This window comes from Streptomonospora wellingtoniae (genome assembly GCF_031845375.1).
GTDB lineage: Bacteria > Actinomycetota > Actinomycetes > Streptosporangiales > Streptosporangiaceae > Streptomonospora > Streptomonospora wellingtoniae.
In genome coordinates this window covers 183,424-205,813 of sequence record NZ_JAVREK010000003.1, presented here as the reverse complement: position 1 = coordinate 205,813, position 22,390 = coordinate 183,424, and the positions used below count along the sequence as shown (strand labels likewise).

General features: G+C 72.8%; 24 protein-coding genes and 1 pseudogene. 16 read left to right on the top strand and 9 right to left on the bottom strand.

The annotated features are described in order from the left end of the window. Positions 1 to 10 precede the first annotated feature (10 nt). On the bottom strand, positions 11 to 250 hold the full coding sequence (locus tag RM446_RS04485; protein WP_311543805.1) for a helix-turn-helix domain-containing protein: 240 nt from the start codon (positions 248 to 250) through the stop codon (positions 11 to 13). Positions 251 to 450: 200 nt separating this feature from the next. Between RM446_RS04485 and RM446_RS04480 the strand changes: the two genes are divergently transcribed. After that, positions 451 to 1,407 (top strand): formylglycine-generating enzyme family protein, encoded by a 957-nt coding sequence (locus RM446_RS04480; protein WP_311543804.1) that lies wholly within the window; start codon positions 451 to 453, stop codon positions 1,405 to 1,407. Between the two features lie 135 nt (positions 1,408 to 1,542). Here the strand turns inward: RM446_RS04480 and RM446_RS04475 are convergent, their stop codons facing one another. The 8 genes and pseudogenes from RM446_RS04475 to RM446_RS04440 form a co-directional block, all read right to left on the bottom strand. Then, positions 1,543 to 2,883, bottom strand: coding sequence for a family 43 glycosylhydrolase (locus RM446_RS04475; protein WP_311543803.1), 1,341 nt, complete (start codon positions 2,881 to 2,883; stop codon positions 1,543 to 1,545). 260 nt (positions 2,884 to 3,143) lie between these two features. Further along, positions 3,144 to 4,613, bottom strand: coding sequence for a sulfatase-like hydrolase/transferase (locus RM446_RS04470; RefSeq protein WP_311543802.1), 1,470 nt, complete (start codon positions 4,611 to 4,613; stop codon positions 3,144 to 3,146). Next, positions 4,610 to 5,593, bottom strand: a complete 984-nt coding sequence (locus tag RM446_RS04465) for an aliphatic sulfonate ABC transporter substrate-binding protein (protein WP_311543801.1) — start codon at positions 5,591 to 5,593, stop codon at positions 4,610 to 4,612. Before RM446_RS04465 ends, RM446_RS04470 begins: the two co-directional genes overlap by 4 nt. A 118-nt stretch (positions 5,594 to 5,711) precedes the next feature. Beyond that, positions 5,712 to 6,503, bottom strand: coding sequence for an ABC transporter ATP-binding protein (locus tag RM446_RS04460; RefSeq protein ID WP_311543800.1), 792 nt, complete (start codon positions 6,501 to 6,503; stop codon positions 5,712 to 5,714). After that, a complete protein-coding gene (locus tag RM446_RS04455) occupies positions 6,500 to 7,312 on the bottom strand; it encodes an ABC transporter permease (protein ID WP_311543799.1) in 813 nt (270 codons plus the stop codon). The genes RM446_RS04460 and RM446_RS04455 overlap by 4 nt, the downstream gene beginning before the upstream one ends. Positions 7,313 to 7,340: 28 nt before the next feature. Then, positions 7,341 to 8,531, bottom strand: coding sequence for an ROK family transcriptional regulator (locus tag RM446_RS04450; protein ID WP_311543797.1), 1,191 nt, complete (start codon positions 8,529 to 8,531; stop codon positions 7,341 to 7,343). A 665-nt stretch (positions 8,532 to 9,196) separates the two neighbouring features. After that, positions 9,197 to 10,216, bottom strand: a complete 1,020-nt coding sequence (locus RM446_RS04445; protein WP_311543796.1) for an LLM class flavin-dependent oxidoreductase — start codon at positions 10,214 to 10,216, stop codon at positions 9,197 to 9,199. Between the two features lie 88 nt (positions 10,217 to 10,304). Further along, a pseudogene (locus tag RM446_RS04440) lies at positions 10,305 to 10,645 on the bottom strand (helix-turn-helix domain-containing protein). 92 nt (positions 10,646 to 10,737) lie between these two features. Between RM446_RS04440 and RM446_RS04435 the strand changes: the two are divergent. The 15 genes from RM446_RS04435 to RM446_RS04365 all read left to right on the top strand — a co-directional run bounded on the left by RM446_RS04435 (position 10,738) and on the right by RM446_RS04365 (position 22,379). Next, positions 10,738 to 11,754, top strand: a complete 1,017-nt coding sequence (locus RM446_RS04435) for an NAD(P)/FAD-dependent oxidoreductase (RefSeq protein WP_311543795.1) — start codon at positions 10,738 to 10,740, stop codon at positions 11,752 to 11,754. 31 nt (positions 11,755 to 11,785) lie between these two features. Then, positions 11,786 to 12,388 (top strand): class I SAM-dependent methyltransferase, encoded by a 603-nt coding sequence (locus tag RM446_RS04430; protein ID WP_311543794.1) that lies wholly within the window; start codon positions 11,786 to 11,788, stop codon positions 12,386 to 12,388. 169 nt (positions 12,389 to 12,557) lie between these two features. Further along, entirely contained in the window at positions 12,558 to 13,523 is a 966-nt protein-coding gene (locus RM446_RS04425) for an SDR family oxidoreductase (protein ID WP_311543944.1), read from the top strand. 206 nt (positions 13,524 to 13,729) lie between these two features. Next, complete coding sequence (locus tag RM446_RS04420; RefSeq protein ID WP_311543793.1) at positions 13,730 to 13,864, top strand: hypothetical protein; 135 nt, start codon at positions 13,730 to 13,732, stop codon at positions 13,862 to 13,864. A gap of 73 nt (positions 13,865 to 13,937) precedes the next feature. Then, entirely contained in the window at positions 13,938 to 14,297 is a 360-nt protein-coding gene (locus RM446_RS04415; protein WP_311543792.1) for a hypothetical protein, read from the top strand. Between the two features lie 153 nt (positions 14,298 to 14,450). Continuing rightward, complete coding sequence (locus tag RM446_RS04410; RefSeq protein WP_311543791.1) at positions 14,451 to 15,287, top strand: SAM-dependent methyltransferase; 837 nt, start codon at positions 14,451 to 14,453, stop codon at positions 15,285 to 15,287. 215 nt (positions 15,288 to 15,502) lie between these two features. Beyond that, entirely contained in the window at positions 15,503 to 16,831 is a 1,329-nt protein-coding gene (locus RM446_RS04405) for a hypothetical protein (RefSeq protein WP_311543790.1), read from the top strand. Between the two features lie 287 nt (positions 16,832 to 17,118). Next, on the top strand, positions 17,119 to 17,925 hold the full coding sequence (locus RM446_RS04400) for an ABC-2 family transporter permease (RefSeq protein ID WP_311543789.1): 807 nt from the start codon (positions 17,119 to 17,121) through the stop codon (positions 17,923 to 17,925). Continuing rightward, positions 17,925 to 18,626, top strand: a complete 702-nt coding sequence (locus tag RM446_RS04395) for an ABC transporter ATP-binding protein (RefSeq protein WP_311543788.1) — start codon at positions 17,925 to 17,927, stop codon at positions 18,624 to 18,626. Before RM446_RS04400 ends, RM446_RS04395 begins: the two co-directional genes overlap by 1 nt. Before the next feature lie 90 nt (positions 18,627 to 18,716). Beyond that, positions 18,717 to 19,265 (top strand): RNA polymerase sigma factor, encoded by a 549-nt coding sequence (locus tag RM446_RS04390; protein WP_311543787.1) that lies wholly within the window; start codon positions 18,717 to 18,719, stop codon positions 19,263 to 19,265. Further along, entirely contained in the window at positions 19,262 to 20,191 is a 930-nt protein-coding gene (locus RM446_RS04385; protein WP_311543786.1) for a hypothetical protein, read from the top strand. Before RM446_RS04390 ends, RM446_RS04385 begins: the two co-directional genes overlap by 4 nt. After that, a complete protein-coding gene (locus tag RM446_RS04380; RefSeq protein WP_311543785.1) occupies positions 20,188 to 20,517 on the top strand; it encodes a hypothetical protein in 330 nt (109 codons plus the stop codon). Before RM446_RS04385 ends, RM446_RS04380 begins: the two co-directional genes overlap by 4 nt. 44 nt (positions 20,518 to 20,561) lie before the next feature. Further along, positions 20,562 to 20,717, top strand: a complete 156-nt coding sequence (locus RM446_RS04375) for a hypothetical protein (protein WP_311543784.1) — start codon at positions 20,562 to 20,564, stop codon at positions 20,715 to 20,717. Beyond that, positions 20,714 to 21,499: a hypothetical protein gene (locus RM446_RS04370; protein ID WP_311543783.1), complete on the top strand. Its 786-nt coding sequence runs from the start codon at positions 20,714 to 20,716 to the stop codon at positions 21,497 to 21,499. The genes RM446_RS04375 and RM446_RS04370 overlap by 4 nt, the downstream gene beginning before the upstream one ends. 7 nt (positions 21,500 to 21,506) lie before the next feature. After that, positions 21,507 to 22,379, top strand: a complete 873-nt coding sequence (locus RM446_RS04365) for an ABC transporter ATP-binding protein (RefSeq protein WP_311543782.1) — start codon at positions 21,507 to 21,509, stop codon at positions 22,377 to 22,379. Positions 22,380 to 22,390: the final 11 nt, after the last annotated feature.

Genomic DNA, 22,390 nt, shown 5'->3' with positions numbered 1-22,390 from the left:
GCCCGGCTGGTCATACCGGAGCGCCCCGGGGTCCGAAGCGGTCCCGGTAGGCCGCCGAGCCGAGGCCGGTCCTCCGCCGCATCTGGGTCCGCAGGTTGGCCGCCGTTCCCAGGCCGCTTGCAGACGCCACCGCTTCCACGCGCGTCTCTCCGCGCTCGAAGAGGCGGCAGGCCAGCGCCACCCGCTCGGCGGTCAGCCAGGCGAGCGGCGTCGTGCCGGGCAGTGCTCGGGGTCGGGCCGCGCGCCTCACCGTCGATCTTGTAGCTATCGTGAGGGAAAAACGTTTTACTTCACGATAGCTACAAGATCAACGGGGTTGGGGGCTGCCCAGTCCGGCCCGGGGCGCGTCGCCGCCGTCGTGACCAGCGCGGGAGAATGGTGGCACCGACGCCGGCCGGGGGTCTGCCACCGCCGGTCCGGGTCCCGTGCGACGGTGCAAGGAGCATTCCGATGAGCGCAGACGTCCCCGCCGAACAGACCCATGCCTGCTGCGCCCCCGGCCGGGGGGAGGAGCGGGCCGCCGAGGGTCCGGTGCCCGTCGTCGAGGCGGCGGCGGCCGCCGCTCCGCACGGCGGCTGGCGGGACCTGGAAGGCGGCACGTTCCTCATGGGCACAGCCGAAGGCCCCTACCCCGAGGACGGCGAGGGGCCGGTCCGGGAGGTGGCGCTCAGCCCGTTCGGGATCGCCGCCACTGCGGTCACCGGCTCCGAGTTCGCGGCGTTCGTCGAAAGCACGGGATATGCGACCGACGCGGAGCGGTACGGCTGGTCGTTCGTCTTCGCGGGGTTCCTGCCGCGCAGGTTCCCGCCGACCCGGGGCGCCGCCGGGGCGCCGTGGTGGCGCCAGGTGCACGGCGCCGACTGGCGCCACCCGGAAGGGCCCGGCTCCGGGCTGCGCGGGCGGCAGGACCACCCCGTCGTGCACGTCTCGCACGACGACGCGCTCGCCTACTGCCGGTGGGCCGGCGCCCGCCTGCCGACCGAGGCGGAGTGGGAGTACGCGGCGCGGGGCGGCCTCTCCGGCAGGCCCTACCCGTGGGGCGACGAGCGCGAACCGGGCGGCGAGCACCGCATGAACGTCTGGCAGGGGGAGTTCCCCGAGCGCAACACCGCGGCCGACGGCTACACCGGAACCTGCCCGGTGGACGCCTTCCCGCCCAACGGCTACGGGCTGTACAACACGACGGGCAACGTGTGGGAGTGGTGCGCGGACTGGTTCAACCCGCGCTACCACCGCAAGGGCCCGTGGAACGACCCCACGGGACCGCGCTACGGGCAGTCCCGGGTGCTCAAGGGCGGCTCGCACATGTGCCACGAGTCCTACTGCCTCCGCTACCGGACCTCGGCCCGGATGGGCAACACCCCGGACAGCTCCAGCGGCAACACCGGGTTCCGCGTGGCGCGCTGAGGCGGTTTCGGGGACCCGGTAGCGGCCCCCGGCACCGGGCGCAGGGCTGCGGCCCCCGGTCGGGCGCGCCCGCACCCGACCGGGGGCCTCCGCCGGCCTCCGCCGGGCGCCCGGCGCGCGCGACACGGCCGAGGGTCAGTCGCGGTCGGCGGAGTGGCCCCGGCGGCGCCGGACGTACATGCGGTCGCCCTTCGGCCCGGTCCACTCCATGCGCACGACGCCGGGCACGGCGGCGTCGCCGATGCGCGCGGGATCGGCCCAGTAGCCGGCGGCGGGGTTGCGGAAGAACGTCGCCCACAGCTTGCCGCGGTGGTCTTCGAACATGTTGTTGTGGCCGATCCCCACCCCGGCGGTCCACCGTCGGGAGTAGGGCCCCTCGAAGCTGTCGGAGACCGCCATCACCGTGTCGTACTGGTAGCGCTCGCGGCCGGCACCGGGCGGGTCGTAGGCGTAGCGCCTGCCGCCGCCGGTCGCCGTCGAGCGCCGGTCCCAGACGCTCTGCATGAGGTAGTACCTGCCGCGGTGCTTGTGCACGTAGGCGCCCTCGATGTAGGGCTCGGGGGAGTAGGGCTGCTGCTGGAACGCAGGGAGGCCGGACGCCGGGACGATGTCCTCCATGTCGTCCCGGAACTTGGCGTAGAGGTCGTTGTGCAGCACCAGCCACGCGTCGTCGCCCTCGGTGTAGATGCCGCCGTCGATGTGGTGGTAGGCCCCGGGTTCGATGAACGCCGGCCCGCCGACGAACGACGCGCCGAAGGGCTTCTCCAGGCTCCCCTCGATGAGCCGGTAGGGGCCTTCGACCCCGCCCTCGCTGACGAGCACGAAGGAGCCGACCTTCCGGGAGTGGTCGCCCATGCAGGCGGCGATGTACCAGGTGCCCCGGAAGCGGTGCACCTCGGGCGCCCAGGCCTGGCCGCGCTTGCCGAACCGGTCGTCGTACCAGTACTCCTGCCACGGGGCGACGACGGTCCGCCCGGTCCGGTTCTCGTCGGCGAACTCCGGCGACCACACCTTGCCCTTCTCGGCGCCGGGCCGGATCCCCGTCGTGTCCGCCAGCCGCCAGGGCCCGTGCAGCGACGGCGCGACCCACACGAAGATGCCGTCGTTGTAGGGAGCGGCCTTGTCGAGCCCGGGCACCCGCGAGGTGCCGGTGGCGACGTACATCGGTCGGTGGTCGACGATGAAGCAGTTCACGTAGGTGTCGCGCATCCAGACCCGGCCGAGCTCCTCGTCGCGGGGGCGCAGCTCCAGCGGCAGGACGAAGGAGTTGTCCTCACGCGGCCACAGGTCCGTGCGGGTGTCGGCGAGGCCGTAGGGCTCGGGGTCGGGCCAGTTCGCGGGGTACCGCCCGCGCCCGGCGGAGCCCGGGGCCGCGTGGGCGGCGGCCGCGGGCAGTGCCGCCGCGACGCCCAGGCCGGCGGCCGCCGCCAGCACGGAGCGGCGGCCGAGGTGCAACCTGTTCTCGGAGTCGGTCATCCGTCACGTCCTCCTTCGGCCCGCGAAGCGCCGGCGCCGTGTTGGGCAGCGGTTCCGGCGCGGCGGGCCTGCCGTTTGCTGTGCGCCGCCCGTGCTCGGGTGACGCGGGGGGATCGAAACAACGGGGTATGCGTGCGGTGGAGCGGCACGGCACGGCCCGCGCCCGGAGGGACGCGGCGGTAGACGTCCGCCTCACCCCGGGCGCACTCCCGGGATCACGCTCGGCGGCCCGGCGGACGGTTGAGCCTTCCGGCCGGGAGCTAGGGGGTGGTGCCGGTGGGTTCGAACGCGCTGAGGCTGGGGTCGTAGTCGGCTTCGCCGATGTCGTACATCGACGTCATCCAGTGGTAGAAGTTGTCGCCCCGGTCGCGGAGCAGGTCGTACAGCCGCCGCATGAGGCGGCGCCGCGTGGGGGCCAGCTCCGGGTGCGTGTACCTGTTGCTCAGCTCGTGGGGGTCCTCGTGCAGGTCGTAGAGCTCGTTGACGGACTCGGGGTTGACGATGAGCTTGTAGCGGTCGTCGCGGATCATCCGCTGCGGATAGGGGAAGTGGTGGCCGTGGAACTCGGCGAGCAGCTCCTCGGGCCAGTCGGGGCGCTCGCCGCGGACGAGCGGCAGCAGGCTGCGGCTGTCCACCGCCGCTGAGGTGTCGCATCCGGCGAGCTGCAGGAGCGTCGCGGTGCAGTCGGTGAGGGTGACGAACTCGTCGCGCACCTGGGGCGGGGCGCCGGGCACGCGGACGATCCCGGGGATGCGGTAGATGTCCTCGTACATCGCCGGACCCTTGTCGTGCAGCCGGTGGGCTCCGGTGAACTCGCCGTGGTCGGCGGTGAAGAACACCGACGTGTCCTCCGACAGCCCGAGCTCGTCGACCCGGTCGAGTATCCGGCCGATCTGCTCGTCGATCAGCGTCACGTAGCCCCAGTAGACGGCGATGAGCTTGCGGGTGACCTCGATCGGCATGGTGTCGAAGGTCCAGTGGGCGCTGTAGTTCCGCTGGACGCCCGGCTTGCCGTCGAAGGTCTCGGCGATCGAGGGCGGCAGCTCGACCAGGTCGGGGTCGTAGAGGTCGTAGTACTCGTCGGGCAGCAGGTAGGGCAGGTGGGGTCCGAAGAAGTGGGTGGCCAGGAAGAACGGCCTGCCGTCGGCGGCGTACTTGTCGAGCTGCTCGACGGCGCGCGTGGCGAGGTAGTGCTCGAAGGTCGCCTCGACCGGCTGCTGCAGGCGGGCGGCCAGCAGGTTGCCGGGGTTGCCGTTGGGCGTGGTGCCGCGAACCGGGTCGGTGATCCGGTACGGCGGCAGGCCGCGCTCCTGCAGGTAGGCAAGGTAACCGGGGTGGTCGACCGGGTTGTGCCAGCCCTGCATGTCGGGGCCGTCGAACCCGTAGGAGGCCGCGTTGCGGTGGGTGCCGCCGTGGAACTTGCCGATCAGGCCGAGCTGGTAGTCCTGCTCGCGCAGGGCCTCGGGAAAGGTGAAGACGTTCTCGTCCAGGTCCTCCAGGTAGCCCACGTTGCGTTCGTAGTTGGCCAGCAGTCGGTGCCGGAACGGCGCCTGTCCGGTGAGCAGGCTGGCGCGCGCGGGCGTGCAGATGGCGGTGGGGGTGTAGCACCGGTCGAAACGGGTGCCGGAGGACGCCAGCCGGTCGATGTTGGGCGTGGCCACGTGCGGGTTCCCGTAGCAGCCCAGGGTGTCGACGCGGTGCTGGTCGGTCATGAGGAAGAGCAGGTTCACTTCTCGTACGCCTTCGTGTAGAGATCGCCGGTGTAGTAGTCCTCCGGAGCCGGAACGGACTGGAGTTGGCCGGTGTCCACGAAGAACTCGCTCAGTCCGTTGAGCCACTGGTCGGTGGTGCCGTCCTCGGTCGCCTTCACCAGGTCGGCGGTCGGCATGGTCTCGACGTTGGCCGCATCCCTCTCGACGTCCTCCGCGGAGATCTCCAGCATCTCGGCGGTCTGGGAGATCGTCTCGTCGGGGTGCTCGGCCCGCCAGTCGTTGGCCTCCTGCAGCACGCCGATCACCTCGGTGGTGGTCTCCTCGTCGACGCCGTTGCCGCCGACGAACGCGGTGGGGAATGACTTGTCGCCCATGTCGCGGGTGCTGGCGACCTCGTTCAGCTCGGGCACCTTCTCCTTGATCGTGTCGATGAGCGGATACCAGATGCCGGCGCCGTCGATCTGCCCGGAGGAGAAGGCGGAGACCACGGTGGACGGCTCCATCGGCACCTTCTCGACGTCGCCGGGGGACATGCCGGCGTCTTCGAGCGCGAGGTTGAGCGCCATCTCGCCGGAGGTCCCCTCGGGTACGCCGACCTTCTTGCCCTTCAGGTCCTCGATCGAGGAGATGCCGGGCTGGGCGATGACTCGGTCGGCGTAGGCGAGCGTGTTGACGGCCACGACCTTGCACTTGCCGGATGCGGGCAGCCACATGGCGCCGGGGCCGATGTAGCCGAAGTCGAGGTCGCCGGCGCCCAGGGCCTGGATCTGCACGGGGCCGTTGGTGAAGGACTTGACGTCGACGTTCAGTCCGGCGTCCTCCCACAGGCCCTGGTTCTCGGCGATGGCCAGCAGGCTGGCGCCGTTGTAGTCGCTGATGTAGCCGAACTTGACGTCTGTGCCGCCTCCGTCACCGGAGCCGGAGCCGCACGCAGTCATCGTCAGTGAGGAGAGCGATACGGCGAGTATCGCGGCGAGGGTGGGGCGGGGGAAGCGCATGGGGGTCGGTCCTTCCGGTGGGGTCGTGACGGATTCTGTATGGGGTGGGCGGTTCCCGGGTGGGTCGGGGCCTCCGGCCCGGTCGGACGCGGCCGGGTCCGCGGGTCGGCTCAGTTGGTCAGGGCGCGGGCGCGGCGGCTTCCTGGTGGTACACGGAGTGCCACACCTCGTTGCGGATCCGGCTGAAGTCGGCGGAGAGCCGCACCTCCTCCGTCCGCGGGTAGGGGAGGTCCACGTCGATGATCCGGTGGATGCGGCCCGGCCTGGCCGCCATCACGATCACCCGCCGGGCGAGGTAGACGGCCTCGTCGACGTCGTGGGTGATGAACATGACGGTGCGCTGCTCCTTGGTCCAGGTCTCCAGCAGCTGGTCCTGCAGTTGGACCCGGGTGAGCGCGTCCAAGGCGCCGAACGGCTCGTCCATGAGCAGCACCTGCGGGCTCACGGCGTAAGCCCGGGCGATGGCGCAGCGCTGCTTCATGCCGCCGGACAGCGTCTTGGGCAGGGCGTCGGCGAACTCCGTGAGCCCGACGAGATCGATCGCGCGCTGCGCGCGGCGGGCGCGCTCGTCGGTGGAGATGCCGGCGATGCGCAGGCCGAACTCGACGTTGCGGCGTACGGTGAGCCAGGGGAAGAGGGCGTACTGCTGGAAGATCACGCCCCGGTCCGGTCCGGGCCCGTCCACCCGCACGCCGTCGACGAGGACCTCGCCGGAGGTCGGCTCGTCCAACCCCGCCGCCATGTTGAGCAGCGTGCTCTTGCCGCAGCCGGACGGGCCGACGACGGTGACGAACTCGCGGTCGGCGATCTCCAGGGACACGCCGTCGAGGGCGGTGAAGACGGAGCCCTTCATCGGGTACGACTTCGCGGTGCCGCGGAACTCGATCTTGTTCTCGGGCTTGTCGGTCATCGGCGCTCCTGCCAACCGGTGAGGCGCTTCTCGGCGAGCAGCAGCAGCCGGTCCATGGCCATGCCGAGGACGCCGATGGCGATGAGGCCCACGAAGATCGTGGGCAGGTCGTAATAGAGCTGGGCCTGCTGCATCCGGTAGCCGAGGCCCGCCTGGGCGGCGATCAGTTCGGCGGCGACCAGGGTGGCCCACGAGGCGCCGAGCCCGGTACGCATGCCGACCAGGATGAACGGGGCCGACGCCGGGATGATGACCTTCACGAAGATGGTTCGGTCCGGCGCTCCCAGCACGCGTGCCGCGTTGATCAGCGTGCGGTCGACGTTGACGACGCCCTGAAGGGTCGACACCACGCTGAACAGGAAGGCCGCAAGGAAGATCACGAAGATCTTGGGCACCTCGCCGATCCCCAGGAGCACGATCGCCAGCGGGATCAGGGCCAGCGGCGGGACCATGCGGAAGAACTGCACATAGGGCTCCAGCAGGCCGCGCGCCGTGGGGTACCAGCCCATGAGGAACCCGATCGGCACGGCCAGCGCGGTGCCGAGCGCGAAGCCGATGAACACCCGCCGCAGGCTCGCGGCGAGGTCGCCGGCGAGGGTCCCGTCGGCGGCCATCTCCACCGCACGCGAGGCCACGGCGAGCGGCCCGGGCAGGTCGGCGATCCCGAACAGGGACACCAGGGCCCAGACCGCCAGGCCGATCGCGAGGGAGGCGAGGTTGAGGACGTGCGACCGCCTCGGCCGCCGTGCGGTGCCGTTCGCCCGCGGACGCGCGGGGGTTTCCTTCTGCGGCGGGGTGATCACGGCCATGGGTGCTCCGGCCCGGTCGGGGGGTTGCTCATCGGGTCTCCTCGGACGTCGCGTTCATGGGGTAGCGGGAAAGCACGGGCGATTCGTGGAGCACCAGGGCGATGGCCCCCAGCGCGCCGCCGGTCTCGCCGAGGGTCGCCGGGCGCAGGTCCACCCACTGCCGGGAGAGGGGCATGACGCGCTCCCGCAGCGCCCCCTCCAGGGGCTCCAGCAGCGCCGCCCCGGTCGCGGCCAGCTCGCCGCCGATCACGACGAGGCCGGGGCCGACCGCGTTGCACAGCCCGGCGAGCACGTCGCCGACCCGTGCGCCGACCTCGGCGAGCAGCGCGCGGGCGGTCGCGTCGCCGTCGCGCAGCGCCGCGGCCAGCGCCGGGACGTCCTCGGCCGTGCCGCCGGCGGCACGGTAGGCGTCCAGCACCGCTCCGGCGGAGGCCACGGTCTCCAGGCAGCCGGTGCCGCCGCACTCGCAGGGCTTTCCGTCCTCGACGACCTTGATGTGGCCGAACTCGCCGGACAGGCCCTGCGGTCCGCGGTGCAGCGAGCCGCCGAAGACCAGACCGCCGCCGACGCCGTAGGAGAGCCGGAGGTAGACCATCTCCCGGCTGCCGGCCGCCGCGCCCCACGTGGCCTCGGCCAGGGCGGCGAGCCGAGTGTTGTTGTCGGTGACGACCGGGACCTCGAATCGCTCGTGCAGCAGGTCGGGGAGGCCGTCCACACCGCGCGCGGGTGTGGCCTCGTCGCCGGGGTTGAAGACGGGGCCGACCACGCCGACGCCGACCGCGGTGAGCGCGCCCAGGTCCAGAGATCCATCGCCCAGGGAGTCGACCAGCCGCCCGGCGAGGTCCACCCGCTCGGTCCAGTTCAGCTCGGCCGCGTGAGCGGCGCTCGCCGTGCCGATGACTTCGTGCGCGACGTTGACGGCGGCCACGTGGACGGCGCGCCGGGCGAAGTCGATGCCGACCACCTGGCCTGCGCCGGGGTTGAGGGTCAGCGTCTCCACGGGGCGCCCGCGTTTGCGCTCGGCGGGCTCGGGCGCAGAGGTGACGACGGCTCCGTTGGCGACGAGTTCGGCGACGATCTCGGAGAGGGTCGTCCTGGACAGCCCGCTGAGACTGCCGAGGCGGCTGCGGCTCAGCGGGCCGTGCTTGCTCAGCAGTTCGAGGACGAGCTCTTTGTGGCCACGTCTGAGTCGCGTCAGAGGGCCGGCCTGGGACGACATGCGGACAGCATGCGACCGGGGTATGATTTTCGTCAAGACCCCGAAAAAAATCAGCGCGACAAGATCGCCGGAGCGTGCGGCCGAACGCACCGCAGGTGAGAGCGACGGCGCGGGCACGGGCGAGCGGACCGGCGGTGCCGACACCGCGGCGCAGATGCGCGGCCGGCTGGAGACCCTGCGGCACCTGCGATCGGGCGAGGCCGCCCGTGAGCGCGCCCTACCGATCCACGGGCGGCGGGCACGGCGAGATCGAGCCGCCCGGCCCCAGGCGGCCCGCGGTTGTCTTTACGCCGTGCATACACCCCGCGCTCCGAGGGCAGCAGAGGACCCAAGGAAGCGATGCCGTACAGCGCAGCGCCGGGCTGCAGGCGGATTCTGACACTGGCTTCGCCCGAGGGGCCGACGCACCAGGCGCTGGACGGTTGCGGTCGGCGCGTGGTCTCAAACCACGGCGCGTGCCGAGGCTTCCAAGATTGCACGGGAGTCTTCCCCAGGTCCGCTCGCGCTTCGCGCGGGCGGACCGCCCGCCCAGATCGCCGACGAAGGTTCGGCCCACCACCGTCGATCTTGTAGCTATCGTGAGGGAAAATCGTTTTAATTCACGATAGCTACAAGATCAGCGGGGTGCGGGGCGGGCTTGGGGGGCGACGACCGGCCTCCCCGGATCAGCGCCAGCCCAGCTCGGGGGCGACGTAGCGCAGCAGGCTGTCGAGCACGTGGGCGTTGTAGTCCACACCCAGCTGGTTGGGAACGGTGAGCAGGAGCGTGTCCGCGGCGGCGACGGCCTCGTCCTCGGCCAGGTCCTCGACGAGCTTGTCCGGTTCGGCTGCATAGGTCTTGCCGAACCGCGCCAGGCCGTTGTCGAGGTGGCCGACCTGGTCGGTGCTCCCGGTCTGCCGACCGAACAGCTGGTGGTCCAGTTCGCTCACCAGCGGGAAGACGCTGCGGCTCACCGAGACGCGGGGCTCGTGGGCGTGGCCAGCCTCCCGCCATGCGTCCGTGAACAGGCGGATCTGCTCGGCCTGCAGCCGGTGGAACGGCACGCCGGTGTCCTCGGTGAGCAGCGTCGAGCTCATCAGGTGCATCCCCTGCCGGCCGGCCCATTCGGCGGTGGCCCGGGTGCCGGCGCCCCACCAGATCCGCTCGCGCAGGCCCGGGGAGTGCGGCTCGATCCGCAGCAGCCCGGGCGGGTTGGGGAACATCGGTCGCGGGTTCGGCTCGGCGAACCCCTCGCCCCGGAGGACGTCGAGCAGCTTCGCCGTGTGCTCCCGGGCCATGTCTGCGTCGGAGCCCTCTTCGGCCGGGCGGTGCCCGAAGTACTCGTAGCCCTTGACGACCTGCTCCGGCGAACCGCGGCTGATCCCGAGCTGGAGCCGCCCGCCGGCGATCAGGTCTGCGGCGCCGGCGTCCTCGGCCATGTACAGCGGGTTCTCATAGCGCATGTCGATCACGCCGGTGCCGATCTCGATCCGGCTGGTCCGCGCCCCGATCGCCGCCAGGAGGGGGAAAGGCGAGGCCAGCTGCCGGGCGAAGTGGTGCACCCGGAAGTAGGCGCCGTCGGCGCCGACCTCCTCGGCGGCGACGGCCAGCTCGATCGACTGCAGCAGGGCGTCGGAGGCCGACCGCACGCGGGATTGCGGCGACGGCGTCCAGTGCCCGAAGGACAGGAATCCGATGTTCTTCACACCCTGGCCAACACCGCGCGCACGCCGGTATTCCGGCGGCGCGCGAGACACCCGGGCGGCGGCCGCGCCGGTACCCGCGGGGGCGGGGTCACAAGCGCTGGTAGCGGGCCCTGATGTGGAACCGCTCGCCCTGGGGGCCGAGGATGCTCAGGAACTCGACGGGGTGCGCGTCGGCGTTGCCGAACCAGTGCGGGAGGTGGCGCTCTCGGGAGCGCCGACGAGCTCGTCGAGCGGCGCCTTGTTGGCCCTCGCCAGGGGGAGCAGCAGCTCCAGCCCCGGCTTGCGCTGCCCGGACTCCAGGCGGGAGAGGGTGCTGACCGGGATTCCGGTGGTCTGCGACAGGGCGGTCAGCGTGGTCCCGCTGCGGCGCCGCAGCTCCCGCAGCCGCGGGCCGACGGCGCTGAGCACGGCGTCGAAATCGTCGCTCATACCCCGACTATGCCCCACGGTTTTGCGGTTTTTGCAAAGGACTTTGCCCCCGTGTCCTCTGCGGGGGCAGGTTGAGGGCGGAGGAGGTCACGATGCCCCTAAACAACGAAGGGTACGATGCCGCGGTCGTCGGCGGCGGGCCGGCTGGACTGAGTGCGGCGCTCATGCTGGGCCGCGCCCGGCGGTCGGTGCTGGTAGTCGACAACGGGCAGCCCCGGAACGCGCCGGCCGCGCACATGCACGGGTTCCTCTCCCGCGACGGCGTCCCGCCCGGCCGCCTGCTGGAAGAGGGGCGGCGGGAGGCCGCCGGCTACGGCGGCGAGTTCGCCGACGGACGCGCCCTGTCGGCCTCCCGGGAGCACGGCGGGTTCGCCCTCGAACTCGACACCGGCCGCACCGTGCGGGCGCGGCGGCTGGTGGTCACCACCGGGATCGTCGACGAACTGCCCGACGTCCCCGGACTCCGGGAACGGTGGGGGCGCGACGTGCTGCACTGGCCCTACTGCGACGGCTGGGAGGTCCGCGACCAGCCCGTCGGCGTCCTGTCGACCGGGCCGATGAGCGCGCACCAGGCCCTGCTGTTCCGCCAGTGGACGGACCGGCTGACGCTGCTGGCGCACACCGGCCCCCGCCCCACCCGCGAGGAGCGCGAGCGGCTGGACGCCCGCGGCATCGCGGTCGTCGACGGCGAGGTGTGCGGTCTGGAGACCGTCGGCAACCGCCTCGTCGGCGTCCGGCTGAGCACCGGCGGGACGGTCCCGCTCGGGGCTCTGGCCGTCGCGCCCCGCGCCCGCCCGCGAGCGGAGGTGCTCGCCGCGCTCGGACTGAAGCCCTCACCGGACCCGCGCGGGTTCGGAGAACGCATCGCCGCCGACGCGACCGGTTCGACCGAGGCGGCGGGGGTCTGGGTCGCGGGCAATATCGCCGACCCGGCGGCCAACGTCCTCGGGTCGGCCGCCTCCGGCGCCGCCGCCGCAGGAGCGGTCAACTCCGATCTCATCGCCGAGGAGACCGACAGCGCCGTGGCGGCCCGCAACGCCCCCTTCTCTGCAGAGTCGGAGGCCCGCCTGTGCGAACGCGTCCTGGGCGAGGGGCGCCACGGCGTCTGACGGCAGCAGACCGACGAAGGAAGGGTGGACGATGGACGCACAGTTCTGGGACGAGAGGTACGGCGGCCGCGAGCGGCTGTTCAGCGGTGCCCCCAACGGGGTGCTCGTCGCCGAAGCGGCCGACCTGGCGCCGGGCCAGGCGCTCGACGCAGGCTGCGGCGAGGGCGCCGACGCCCTCTGGCTGGCCCGGCGCGGATGGCTGGTGACGGCGGTCGACGTCTCCGGGGTCGCCCTGCGGCGCGCCGCCGTTGCGGGCGCCGACGTCGCCGACCGCGTGGCGTGGCAGCGCGGCGACCTGACCGCCGTCCCGCCCCCCTCCCGCGCGTTCGACCTGGTGTCCGTCCAATACTTCCCGCTCCCGCGCCGTGCGGATCACGCCGGGCTGCGGACCCTGCTGGCTGCCGTCGCCCCCGGCGGAACGCTGCTCGTCGGCAGCCACGATCCTGCCGACCTGCCGGAGCGCCTGGAGCACGGCACCGCGCCGGGCGACTATTACCAGCCCACCGAAATCGCCCGGCTCCTCGGTGCCGACTGGCGCGTCCTGGTCGACGAGTCCCGTCCGCGGAACGCGCCCGCACCCGCGGGCACACACCACACCCGCGACACCGTGCTGCGGGCGCGGCGCCTGCGGTGACGCCGCCCGCGTCCGCGCGTCCCGGCCGCACCGCCGCAAGGGGCGGGACCGTCCGCGTTGCTGAGGAATCCGCCGGAGTCCCGCGGGTTCCCGCCATGCCGTGTCAGGAACAGCGCGTAGAACGGGCAGTGGACGAAGTCGGCGACCCGAACGAGGAGACGTGGGCACAGTGGGCGAGAGGGACGAGACGAGCGGGTCGGGCGAGGGTGGGGGAACCGGCGGAGCGCCGCTGGACGGCAGGGTGGCCCTCGTAGCGGGGGCCACCCGCGGGGCGGGCCGGGCCATCGCGGTGGAACTGGGCCGCGCCGGGGCGGTGGTCTACGCGACCGGACGCACCACCCGGGCCGCCCGGTCGGAGATGAACCGGCCCGAGACCATCGAGGAGACCGCCGACCAGGTGCGGGCCGCCGGAGGCACCGCCACCGCGATCGGAGCCGATCACCTCGACCCCGACCAGGTGCGGGCGGTGATCGAGCGTATCGACGCCGAGCAGGGCCGACTGGACATCCTGGTCAACGACGTCTGGGGCGGCGACGTCTACACCGTCTTCGGCAAGCGGCTGTGGGAGCTCTCCCTGGAGCAGGGCCTGCGCCAGTTGCGGCTCGGCGTCGACACCCACATCATCACCAGCCACTTCGCGCTGCCCCTGCTCAACCGCGAACCCGGCGGCCTCGTCGTGGAGATGACCGACGGCACCGCCGAGGCCAACGCCGAGTACCGCTCCTCCGTCGGGTGCTTCTACGACCTGGCGAAGGTGTCGGTGCAGCGCCTGGCGCTGGCCCAGGCCGAGGAGATGCGGGACGCCGGTGGCACCGCGGTCGCGGTCACCCCCGGGTGGCTGCGGTCGGAGTCGATGCTGGACGCCTTCGGCGTGACCGAGGCGAACTGGCGCGACGCGATCCGGTACCAGCCGCACTTCTGCATCTCCGAGAGTCCCACCTACACCGGGCGCGCGGTCGCGGCCCTGGCCGCTGACCCCGACCGCGCCCGCTGGGCGGGAGGGACGGTCTCCAGCGGCGGGCTGGCCGGGGTCTACGGCTTCACCGACACCGACGGCTCGCGCCCCGACGCCTGGCGCTACCTCGCCGAGGTCCAATGGGCGGACAGGCCCGCCGACTGCACCGGCTACCGCTGACCGCCGGGCCGCCGGTCGCGGACGAGCAGGTCACGGGCTGCTGCTGACCGGGCTGAGCGCGGCGGCCCGCGGACCTGCCGGCTCGGAGGTGCGCGCAGGGGCGCACATTGGCATGGTCGCGCCATGGACGAGGCATCCGCGGTCCCCGCATCGGCAACGCGCTGGCCCGCTGTTGGCAGGCCGGCTGCGTTCCGGGGGCGTCGTGGATGATCGTCGAGCGCGACGACGGCCGCATCGCCGCCCATGACACCGCCGGCTACTTCACCGGCGCCGAGGACCTCTCGCCGCTGGACCGGTGGGCCTGCGCACAGGCGCGCGGAAGGGTGCTGGAACTGGGGTAGCGCGGCCGGCCACGCCGGCGCCGTCCAGGACCGCGGCTGCGCCGTCGTCGGGCTCGACCCCTCGCCCGGCGCCGTGCGGGTCGCGCGCGAACGCGGCCTCGCCGCCGTCGCGGGGTCCCTGGAAGAGCTGCCGGAGGGTCTGGGCGCCTTCGACACGATCCCGATGCCGGGCAACAACCTCGGCCTGCTGGGCGCCCCGGGGTGCGCTCCCGACCTGCTCGGCAGGCTCGCGCGGATCGCCCGCCCCGGCGCTCGGCTGATCGGTGCCGGCACCGACCCGCGCAGCGACCACCCCGACCACCGCGCCTACCAGGACGCCAATCGCCGGTGCGGCCGTCCCCCGGGCTGCTGCGCATCCGCGTCCGCGACGGAGCGGTGGCCACCCCGTGGCTCGACCTCCTGCTCCTCCCGCCCGCCGACCTCGGCACACTGATCCGCCCTTCGCCCTGGCGCCTCAACGACGTGCGCCATCCGGGATCCGGCGTGGCCGACTCCGGCCGCGGACGCCGTGTCGGGAATGCCTTCGGACGCTATGATTCGCGGCGGTATGTCCGACATGCCACCCCTCGTTGACAGGAGTGCCCGGATGAGTGACACGCCCGAATGGATGCGGGCCGGCGCCGACTCGGCCGCCGCCGACCGCGAGATCGACACCAGCGTCGCTCATCCCGCCCGGATCTGGGACTACTGGCTCGGCGGCAAGGACAACTTCGCCGCCGACCGCGAGACCGGCGACCGGATTCTCGCCGCCATCCCCGCCATGGTCGACAACGCTCGCGCCGATCGCGCCTTCCTCGGCCGGGCCGTTCGCTACCTGGCGGTCGAGGAGGGCGTGCGCCAGTTCCTCGACATCGGCACCGGCATTCCCGCCGCCGGCAACACCCACGAGGTCGCCCGCGACGTGGCGCCCGGCTCCCGCGTGGTCTACGTCGACAACGACCCGGTCGTGCTCTCCCATGCCTGCGCGCTGCTCGCCGGCGACGACGACGTGACCACCGACTACGTCGACGCCGACCTGCGCGAGCCCGAGCGCATCCTCGCCCGGGCAGCCCAGACCCTGGACTTCGGCAGCCCGGTGGCCGTCATGCTGCTGGGCATCCTGGAGTTCGTCCCCGACGCCGAGCAGGCGCGCGCGATCATCAAGCAGGTGATGGAGGCCGTGCCCAGCGGCAGCTTCCTGGTGATCTCGCATTCCACCAACGAGGTGCACCGCGAGGCGATGGAGGAGGCGGCCCGGCTGTGGAATGAGGGCGGCTCGACCCCGCTCACCCTCCGCGACGCCGCAGGGCTCCGGGATCTGCTCGGCGGCCTGGAGCCGGTGGAGCCCGGCGTGGTCTCCTGCACGCTCTGGCACCCCGAACAGCCGGAGGTGGGCACCACTGCCCCGGTCGCGCAGTACTGCGGCGTCGCCCGCAAGCCCTGAGCCCACCACGCTCCACGCTCCCCAGGCCCCGTTGATCTTGTAGCTATCGTGATGGCAATCGATTTCCAGTGACGATGGCTACAAGATCAACGGTGGTGTGGCGGTTGCGGGCGGCGTAGTAGCGGCCCATCAGGGGGAGAACGCGGCGCGGGCGTCAAATGGCTATCATTTATGCTGATTTGCGCATTATCCCCCTCATCCCCCAAGGAACAACCATGGCGTCAGGCATGGGCGGCCTGCCCAATGACACCCGTTTTCTGCACGTAGGTCCGCACAAGACCGGCACGACTGCGATCCAAGGCGCGCTTCACACGGCCCGCGCCCGCCTGCGGGAGCACGGGCTGGCCTACATCGGAAAGAACCGCCAGCCGGCGGGCGCGGCGCAGCAGGCCGTCGGGGTTCCGCCCATATTCGGCTCCACGCATCTGCACGACTCCTACTGGCAGCGCTTGCTCGGCGAGGTCGAGGCGGAGAGTGAGCTGCGTCCGATCGTCAGCAGCGAGTTCTTCTGCGAGGCCGACGATGAGGCGGCGCGGCGGATCGTCGAGGACCTCGGCGGCTCCCGAGTGCACGTCATCGTGACCCTGCGCCCGCTCTCCAAGATCCTTGCGGCCCAGTGGCAGCAGTTCGTCCAGGCCGGAGTGCTGCATTCCTACGAAGAATGGCTTGACGTCACCTTCAACCGGCCGCCCTCCGAGAATCCCGTCCCCACGTTCTGGCGGCGTCACGACCACGGCGACCTGGTCAGCCGATGGTCCGGGATCGTCGGGAGTGAGAACCTCACGGTGATCGTGGCCGACGACTCCGAGCCCGGCATGCTGCTGAGCAGTTTCGAGGAGATCCTCGACCTCCCCGACGGCTTTCTGATTCCCGACGAGAGCCAGACCAACCGCTCGCTGTCCTACGGTGAGGCGGAGCTCTTCCGGCACTTCAACCGCGAGTTCCTCGGCTCCGACTTGGACGAGTCGATGTACGGCCGCTACGTCCGGGGCGGCCTCGCCCCGCACCTGAAGCTCCGCTTCCGGCCCTCGCGCGAGGACGGCGTGATAAGCACCCCGTCGTGGGCGATGGAGCGTGCCGCCAAGCGGGGCGCGGAGTCCGCGGCCACGATCGAAGGCCTCGACCTGCGGGTGATGGGCGACCTGGCGAAGCTCGCCGAGGTGCCGGAGAATCGAGTCGGTGCTCCGTCCGGAGGCGTGTCGGTTCCGGTCGAGGCCGCCGCGCACGCCGTGCTGGGCGTTCTCGTCGCGGTCGACGACCGCGAGCGAAGGAACGAGAAGGCCGCCACGAAAGCCGCGGAGAAGGCGGCCGAGGCCGCGGCGCGGCAGGCCGCCGAGTCCGCGAGGAACAAGGCGGCCAGGGCCGCCGAAAAGGCCAGGCTCCGCGATTCGGACCGCCTGCCCAACGTTCCGGCGCGCCGACTGGTCCAGGAGCTGGCCAAGCGTGGCAGCCGCAAGATCGTCCGCGCCCCCACGCGCATGGCGCGGGTTCTGCGCAACCGGCGTGCCGCCGACCGGCGTTCGGGTGGGTCGAACCCCCTCTGATCTTGTAGCCATCGTGAGGGAAAACGTTTTCCAGTGACGATGGCTACAAGATCAATGGTGGTGTGGCGGGTGTTGTCGGGGTGGCGCCCCGCCTCTGGCCAGCGCGCCGTCGCGGGTGGACCCGCTGTCCACGGCGGCTCGCGGGGGCCGCGCCGCGCCGCCCGATGCGTCCTCCCGCCACCGCACCGAACCCGCGCGGAGACGCACATCACACTCCTGCGGTGAACCGCGGCGACCACCCTGCGCTACGTACTCCTCGAAACGAACTCCGACGCCGAGGAGGCGCCATGGCAGTGGTCCCACCACCCGCCCCAGAGGTTCGGGCACGCCGACGCGACGACCCGTCCCTGATTACCGTCGCCGGCGTCGAACTGGCGCGGCTGCGGCGCGGCTTCCCGCTCTGGTTCACCCTCGGCCTGCCGATCGCGCTGGTGCTCCCGCTGGGGTTGATCTCGGTCGGCTCGCCCGAGGGCCAGGCAGGGCAGCTCTGGGGGGTCTGGTCCGGCGTCGTCGCGATGTTCTGGGGCGTTTCGCTGCCGATGGTCGGCGCCCTGTACACGTCGGCGGCCGCGCGCCAGGACGAGGGGGCGCGGGCGGTGCTCTACGGCTACGCCGTGCCCCGGTACCGCTTCCTGCTGGGCCGGTTCGCGGCGCTGGCACTGCTCGGTTCCTGCCAGGCGGGGCTGCTGGTCGCGCTGCTGGCGCCGATGGGGGCGGTGCTGGAGGAACCCCAGGCCGCCGGTGCGGCAGCCGCCTCGGTCCTGCTGCCCTGGGCGGCGTCCCTTGGCCCGCTGGTGTTGTGCCTGCTGGTCGCCGAGGAGTGGGGGTTCGCGCCCACTGTCTGCCTCGGGGTGCTGGGGTCGCTGTTCGGCGCCCTGCTCGCCGACAAGAGCGTGTGGTGGGCCGTCCCCCTGGGCTGGCCGATGACCGCGGTCGTGCCCCTCGCCGATGTCCGCGCCAGCGGGGTTCCCCTGCCCGAAGGGCATCCGCTCACCGACGCCGGGATCGTCCCGCTTGTCGTCGCCCTGTCCGCGGGATTGGCCGCCGTTCTGCTCGCCGCCGGGGCCTACCGGGTCGGCCGGAAGGAGTTGTGATGGCCGCCACCGCGGTCCGCGTCACCGGACTCACCAAGCACCTGGGCAGGCGCCGGGCCCTCGCCGGGACGGACCTGAGCGTTCGAGCCGGCGAGGTCTACGGCCTGCTCGGCCCCAACGGTGCGGGAAAGACCACCCTGCTCAAGATCGTCTCCGGGCTGGCCACGCCCGACTCGGGCTCACTGGAGCTGTTCGGCGCACCCTTCGAACGCGCAGCGCTGCGCGCGGTCGGGGCACTGGTCACCGAACCGGGGCTGTGGGCCCGCTACAGCGCCGTCGAGCACCTGCGCATGCACGCCAGACTGCGGGGTGTCGACCCGGGAGCCGTCCCGGAGCTGCTGGAGGCGGTCGGCATGCGCGCCTTCGCCGCCCGGCGGGTGTCGACGTACTCGCTGGGGATGCGCTGGCGGCTCGGTATCGCCATCGCGCTGCTGGCACGGCCGCGGCTGCTCGTGCTGGACGAACCCACCAACGGTCTGGATCCGGTGGGCATGCGCGACGTGCGTACCCTGCTGCGGCGCCTCGCGGCCGACGGCGTGACCGTCCTGGTCTCCAGCCACAACCTCGACCAGATGGCCCACACCTGCGACCGGGTCGGCGTCCTGGCCGACGGGCGGATGCGCTACGAGGGTGCGCTGGAGGGCCTCGCGCTGGACGGCGACCTGGAGCAGGGGTTCTTCGCGTTGCTGGACCGCAGCTGAGGCGGTGCGAGTGTGATGATCATGCGCAGCGGAGCCCGAGGCGCTGCACCTACGCACCACCGACCCACGACGAGCGCAAGGGAGGCGCACGTGGAGGCCGACCGCAGTCTGCTCGTGCGCGTCGCCGACGGAGACGAGTGCGCGCTGCGCCGCCTCTATGAGCGCCACGCCGCCGACATGCTGGGCCTGCTGCGGCGCCTGACCTCCGACACCGGGACGGCCGAGGAGATCCTGCAGGAGGCGTGGCTCGCGGTGTGGCGCTCGGCCGACGGCTACCGGGGCGAGGCCTCGGTGCGCTCCTGGCTGCTGGGGATCACCCGGCGCAAGGCCCACGACCGGCTGCGCAGGACCGCGCCCGCGACCGTCGACGTTGACGAAATGGCCGAACCCGCCGACGTCTCCGCCGACGTCGAGGTCCAGGTGCTGTCCGCCGTCGGCCACGAGGCGATCATGGCCGCCGTCCGCCGCCTCCCGGAGCACTCGCGGGAGGTCGTCGTGCTCGCGCTCGTGGACGGGCTGGCCTACCGCGACATCGCCGAGGTGCTCGCGGTACCCGTGGGCACCGTCAAGAGTCGGATGGCGCACGCCCGCGCCCGCCTGGTGCGTTCGCTGCTGGAAGAGGGGGGTGAAGGGACATGATGCACCTCGACGACGAGAGGATCCTGGCGGCGGCCCGCTCGGAGAGCATGCGGCCGGGGGCAGGCACCGGAGCCGCGCAGCACCTCGCGGACTGCTCGTACTGCCGCCGCCGGGTCGCCGCGGCCGCGGCGCTGCGTGACGCGGTCGGCGCGGTCGAGGCGGAGGAGGTGCCCGGGCCGGGCCCGGCGGTCCCGTCCTTCGACGAGGTCGTCCTGCCCGCGCTGCGCCGCAGCACCCGGCCGGAGCGCGAACTCGCGGCGGGCGCTGCGCCGTCCGGGCCGGCGTCGTGGCGGCTGACCGCGGCGCTCGTGCTGCGCCAGGCCCGCCTGGTGCCGCATGCCCTGTGGCCCCTGACGGCGCTCGGCTTCGCGGTGCTGCTCGTCCTCGCCTGGCGCTCGGGTCCATACCCGGGCCTCCTGCTGGGTCCGGGTGTCACCCTCCTGGTGACGATGGGCGTGCTCGCCGTGTGCGAACCGCGCCGCGACCCCCGGCGCGAACTGCTCTACGCGATGCCGGTACCGCCCGTCGCGGTGTGGCTGGCCCGGCTGGCGCTCGTGGTGGGAGTCGACCTCATCGCCGCCGCTGCGCTCTCCGCCGCCCTCGCGCGGCTGCCGGGCGGCGGCGCCGACGCCGCCGGGCTGGTCGCAGTGTGGCTGGGCCCGGCCCTGCTCACGGCGGCACTCGCTGTGTTCGGCTCGGTCTGGCAGTCCCCGATGGCCGGCGCGGTGCTGGGCGGTTGCGGATGGCTGACCGGTGTGGCCGCCGCCGCGGGGCATCTGCTCCCGGCCCCCGGGGCCCTCCTCGGGGCGGCCGCCACCGTGTGGACCACCAATGCCGGCACCCTCGCGGCAGCCCTGCTGCTGGTCGCCGCCGCCGCCGTCCTCGTCACACGCCCGGGCCGCGCCCTGCGGGGAGGTGCGGCATGACCGCGAATAAGGCGTTCGCCGCGGCCGCGCTGCTGCGCCACGAGGCGCGCCGCTGCGGTCCCGGAGTGGGGGCGCTGCCTGTGGCGGGGGTCGGGGCGGGCGCGGCGGTGGCCGCGGCCCCCGTGGCGGCCCATCCCGTCCTGCTGTCCGTCTCCGGAGCCGCGCTGGCGGGCCTCGCGGCGCTGTGCGCGGTGGCGATGCTCGGCAGGGACCGGATGCTGGAGCTCCAATCGACCCTGCCGGTTCCGGTTCCGGTGCTGGTGGCGCGGCGGCGCGCGCCCGCGTACTGGCCGTCGCGGCTCTGCTGGGTGGGGCGGCGCTGCTGACATGGACACGCCGGCACTCGGCGGCCGCGTCCTCCGGTGTGCTGGTGGCGGTGTGGCTGGGCTACGCCCTGCTCTGGGCGCCGAACGTCCCCCCGGGCCCGGGTGCGGCGGTGTGCGCCGCCGCCGGGATGGTGCTGGTCTGGCGCGGGCTTCATGCGCTCGCCGATCCCGAGCGCGTTCTGGCCGAGGAGGCACGGTGAACAGGGTGGCGGCGGCCGGGGCGGTCGTCGGCTACGAGGCGCGCATGGCCGCGCGCAGCAGGGCCGTATGGATCGGGACGCTCCCGGTGGCGCTGCTGTGCCTGCTCATCGCTCTCGCCCAGGTCAGCGGGCAGGAGAGCGCGCGGCTCAACGCCGGCGCGACGGCCGAGGCAGTGGCCCTGCTCGTGCCTGTCGGCATCGCCGTGGTGCTCGCCGACCGGCTGCGCCGCAGCCGGACCGCGGGCCTGGACGAGCTGCTCGACACCATGCCGGGGAGCGGCACGGGCCGCGTCGTCGGGGTCCTGGGCGGGGCGTTCGCCGTAGCCCTGCTCCCCGTAGCCGCCCTGTTCGCCGTCCTGGGTGCGGTCATCGCCGTGCGCACGGGCGACCCCGCGGCGACGGCGTGGTCGGCGCTGGCCTTCGTACTCGTCGTGCTGCCGGCCTGCGCGTGGATTGCGGCTCTGGCCTCTCTGCTCGGCCTGGTCCTGCCGGTCACCCCGGTCCGGTTCCTGGTCGTCCCGCTGTGGTTCTGGGCGGTCGCCTGGAACCACACCCTGCTGTGGGTCCCCACTCCGGTCGGCACCCTTCTGGTCCCCTCCGGCGAGTACCCCTCCCAGGCGTGGTTCGGCACCTCGCCCTCCTGGGCCGGGCGCGGACAGCTCGACTGGCTCAGCCCCGCCCCCGCCGGAGCGGCCACCGGTTTGCTCAACCTTGCGTGCGTGCTGCTGGGCACGGCTCTGATGGTGGGCTGCGCGCGCCTGATCATGATGCGGAAGAGGTGATCCGACGATGGATGTCGCCATCACGGGCCTGACGAAGACGTTCGGCAGAAGCACGGCGCTGCACAGGCTGGACTTGGAGTTCGGCACGGGCATGATCGGCCTGCTCGGCCCCAATGGAGCGGGCAAGACCACCCTGATGCGGCTGCTCACCGGCATCCTGCGCCCGTCGTCGGGACGCATCGCCGTGGGCGGCCACGACCTGGGCAACCGGAGCGGGCGCGCCTCGGTCAAGCGGATGCTGGGCTACCTGCCCCAGCACCTCGATCTCTACCCCGACCTCAGCGCCCGCGAGTTCCTGGACTACATCGGACTGCTCAAGGGGGTCGACGACAAGCGGGAGCGCCGCGCGCGGTGCGAACGCCTGCTCGACGAGGTCGGCCTGACCGACAGCGCCAAGCGGCGCCTGGGCGAGTTCTCCGGCGGCATGAAGCGCCGGGTGGGCATCGCCCAGGCGCTCATGGCGGACCCGCGGCTCGTCGTCGTGGACGAGCCGACCACGGGCCTGGACCCCGAGGAGCGCATGCGCTTCCGCTCCCTGCTCGCGGGCCTCGGCGGGCAGCGCACCGTGGTGCTGTCCACGCACATCCTCGACGACGTCGCCCAGACCTGCCCGCGGGTGGCCGTCCTGGCTGCGGGTCGGCTGGTCTACGACGGTTCCACCTCCGGGCTCACCGCCTCCGCCGAGGGCCGCACCTACCGCGTCGACACCTCGGGCCCGCAGCCCGCAGGCGGCCACTCCATCGCCAACGCCGCCGCCACCGGCGACGGCATGCGCTACCGCATCGTCACCGAACAGCCCCCGGCCGGCGCCGTCCCCGTGGCGGCCACTCTGGAGGACGGCTACGTCGCCCTCATGCGCGATGCCCGCGCCCCGAGGTAGAACCGCCGGCG

Excerpts from the sequence above, each read along its gene's own strand:
- RM446_RS04480 (WP_311543804.1), top strand. The coding sequence starts at position 451 with ATGAGCGCAGACGTCCCCGCCGAACAGACCCATGCCTGCTGCGCCCCC.
- RM446_RS04475 (WP_311543803.1), bottom strand. The coding sequence starts at position 2,883 with ATGACCGACTCCGAGAACAGGTTGCACCTCGGCCGCCGCTCCGTGCTG.
- RM446_RS04465 (WP_311543801.1), bottom strand. The coding sequence starts at position 5,593 with ATGCGCTTCCCCCGCCCCACCCTCGCCGCGATACTCGCCGTATCGCTC.
- RM446_RS04460 (WP_311543800.1), bottom strand. The coding sequence starts at position 6,503 with ATGACCGACAAGCCCGAGAACAAGATCGAGTTCCGCGGCACCGCGAAG.
- RM446_RS04455 (WP_311543799.1), bottom strand. The coding sequence starts at position 7,312 with ATGGCCGTGATCACCCCGCCGCAGAAGGAAACCCCCGCGCGTCCGCGG.
- RM446_RS04450 (WP_311543797.1), bottom strand. The coding sequence starts at position 8,531 with ATGTCGTCCCAGGCCGGCCCTCTGACGCGACTCAGACGTGGCCACAAA.
- RM446_RS04435 (WP_311543795.1), top strand. The coding sequence starts at position 10,738 with ATGCCCCTAAACAACGAAGGGTACGATGCCGCGGTCGTCGGCGGCGGG.
- RM446_RS04430 (WP_311543794.1), top strand. The coding sequence starts at position 11,786 with ATGGACGCACAGTTCTGGGACGAGAGGTACGGCGGCCGCGAGCGGCTG.
- RM446_RS04420 (WP_311543793.1), top strand. The coding sequence starts at position 13,730 with ATGATCGTCGAGCGCGACGACGGCCGCATCGCCGCCCATGACACCGCC.
- RM446_RS04410 (WP_311543791.1), top strand. The coding sequence starts at position 14,451 with ATGAGTGACACGCCCGAATGGATGCGGGCCGGCGCCGACTCGGCCGCC.
- RM446_RS04405 (WP_311543790.1), top strand. The coding sequence starts at position 15,503 with ATGGCGTCAGGCATGGGCGGCCTGCCCAATGACACCCGTTTTCTGCAC.
- RM446_RS04400 (WP_311543789.1), top strand. The coding sequence starts at position 17,119 with ATGGCAGTGGTCCCACCACCCGCCCCAGAGGTTCGGGCACGCCGACGC.
- RM446_RS04395 (WP_311543788.1), top strand. The coding sequence starts at position 17,925 with ATGGCCGCCACCGCGGTCCGCGTCACCGGACTCACCAAGCACCTGGGC.
- RM446_RS04385 (WP_311543786.1), top strand. The coding sequence starts at position 19,262 with ATGATGCACCTCGACGACGAGAGGATCCTGGCGGCGGCCCGCTCGGAG.
- RM446_RS04380 (WP_311543785.1), top strand. The coding sequence starts at position 20,188 with ATGACCGCGAATAAGGCGTTCGCCGCGGCCGCGCTGCTGCGCCACGAG.
- RM446_RS04365 (WP_311543782.1), top strand. The coding sequence starts at position 21,507 with ATGGATGTCGCCATCACGGGCCTGACGAAGACGTTCGGCAGAAGCACG.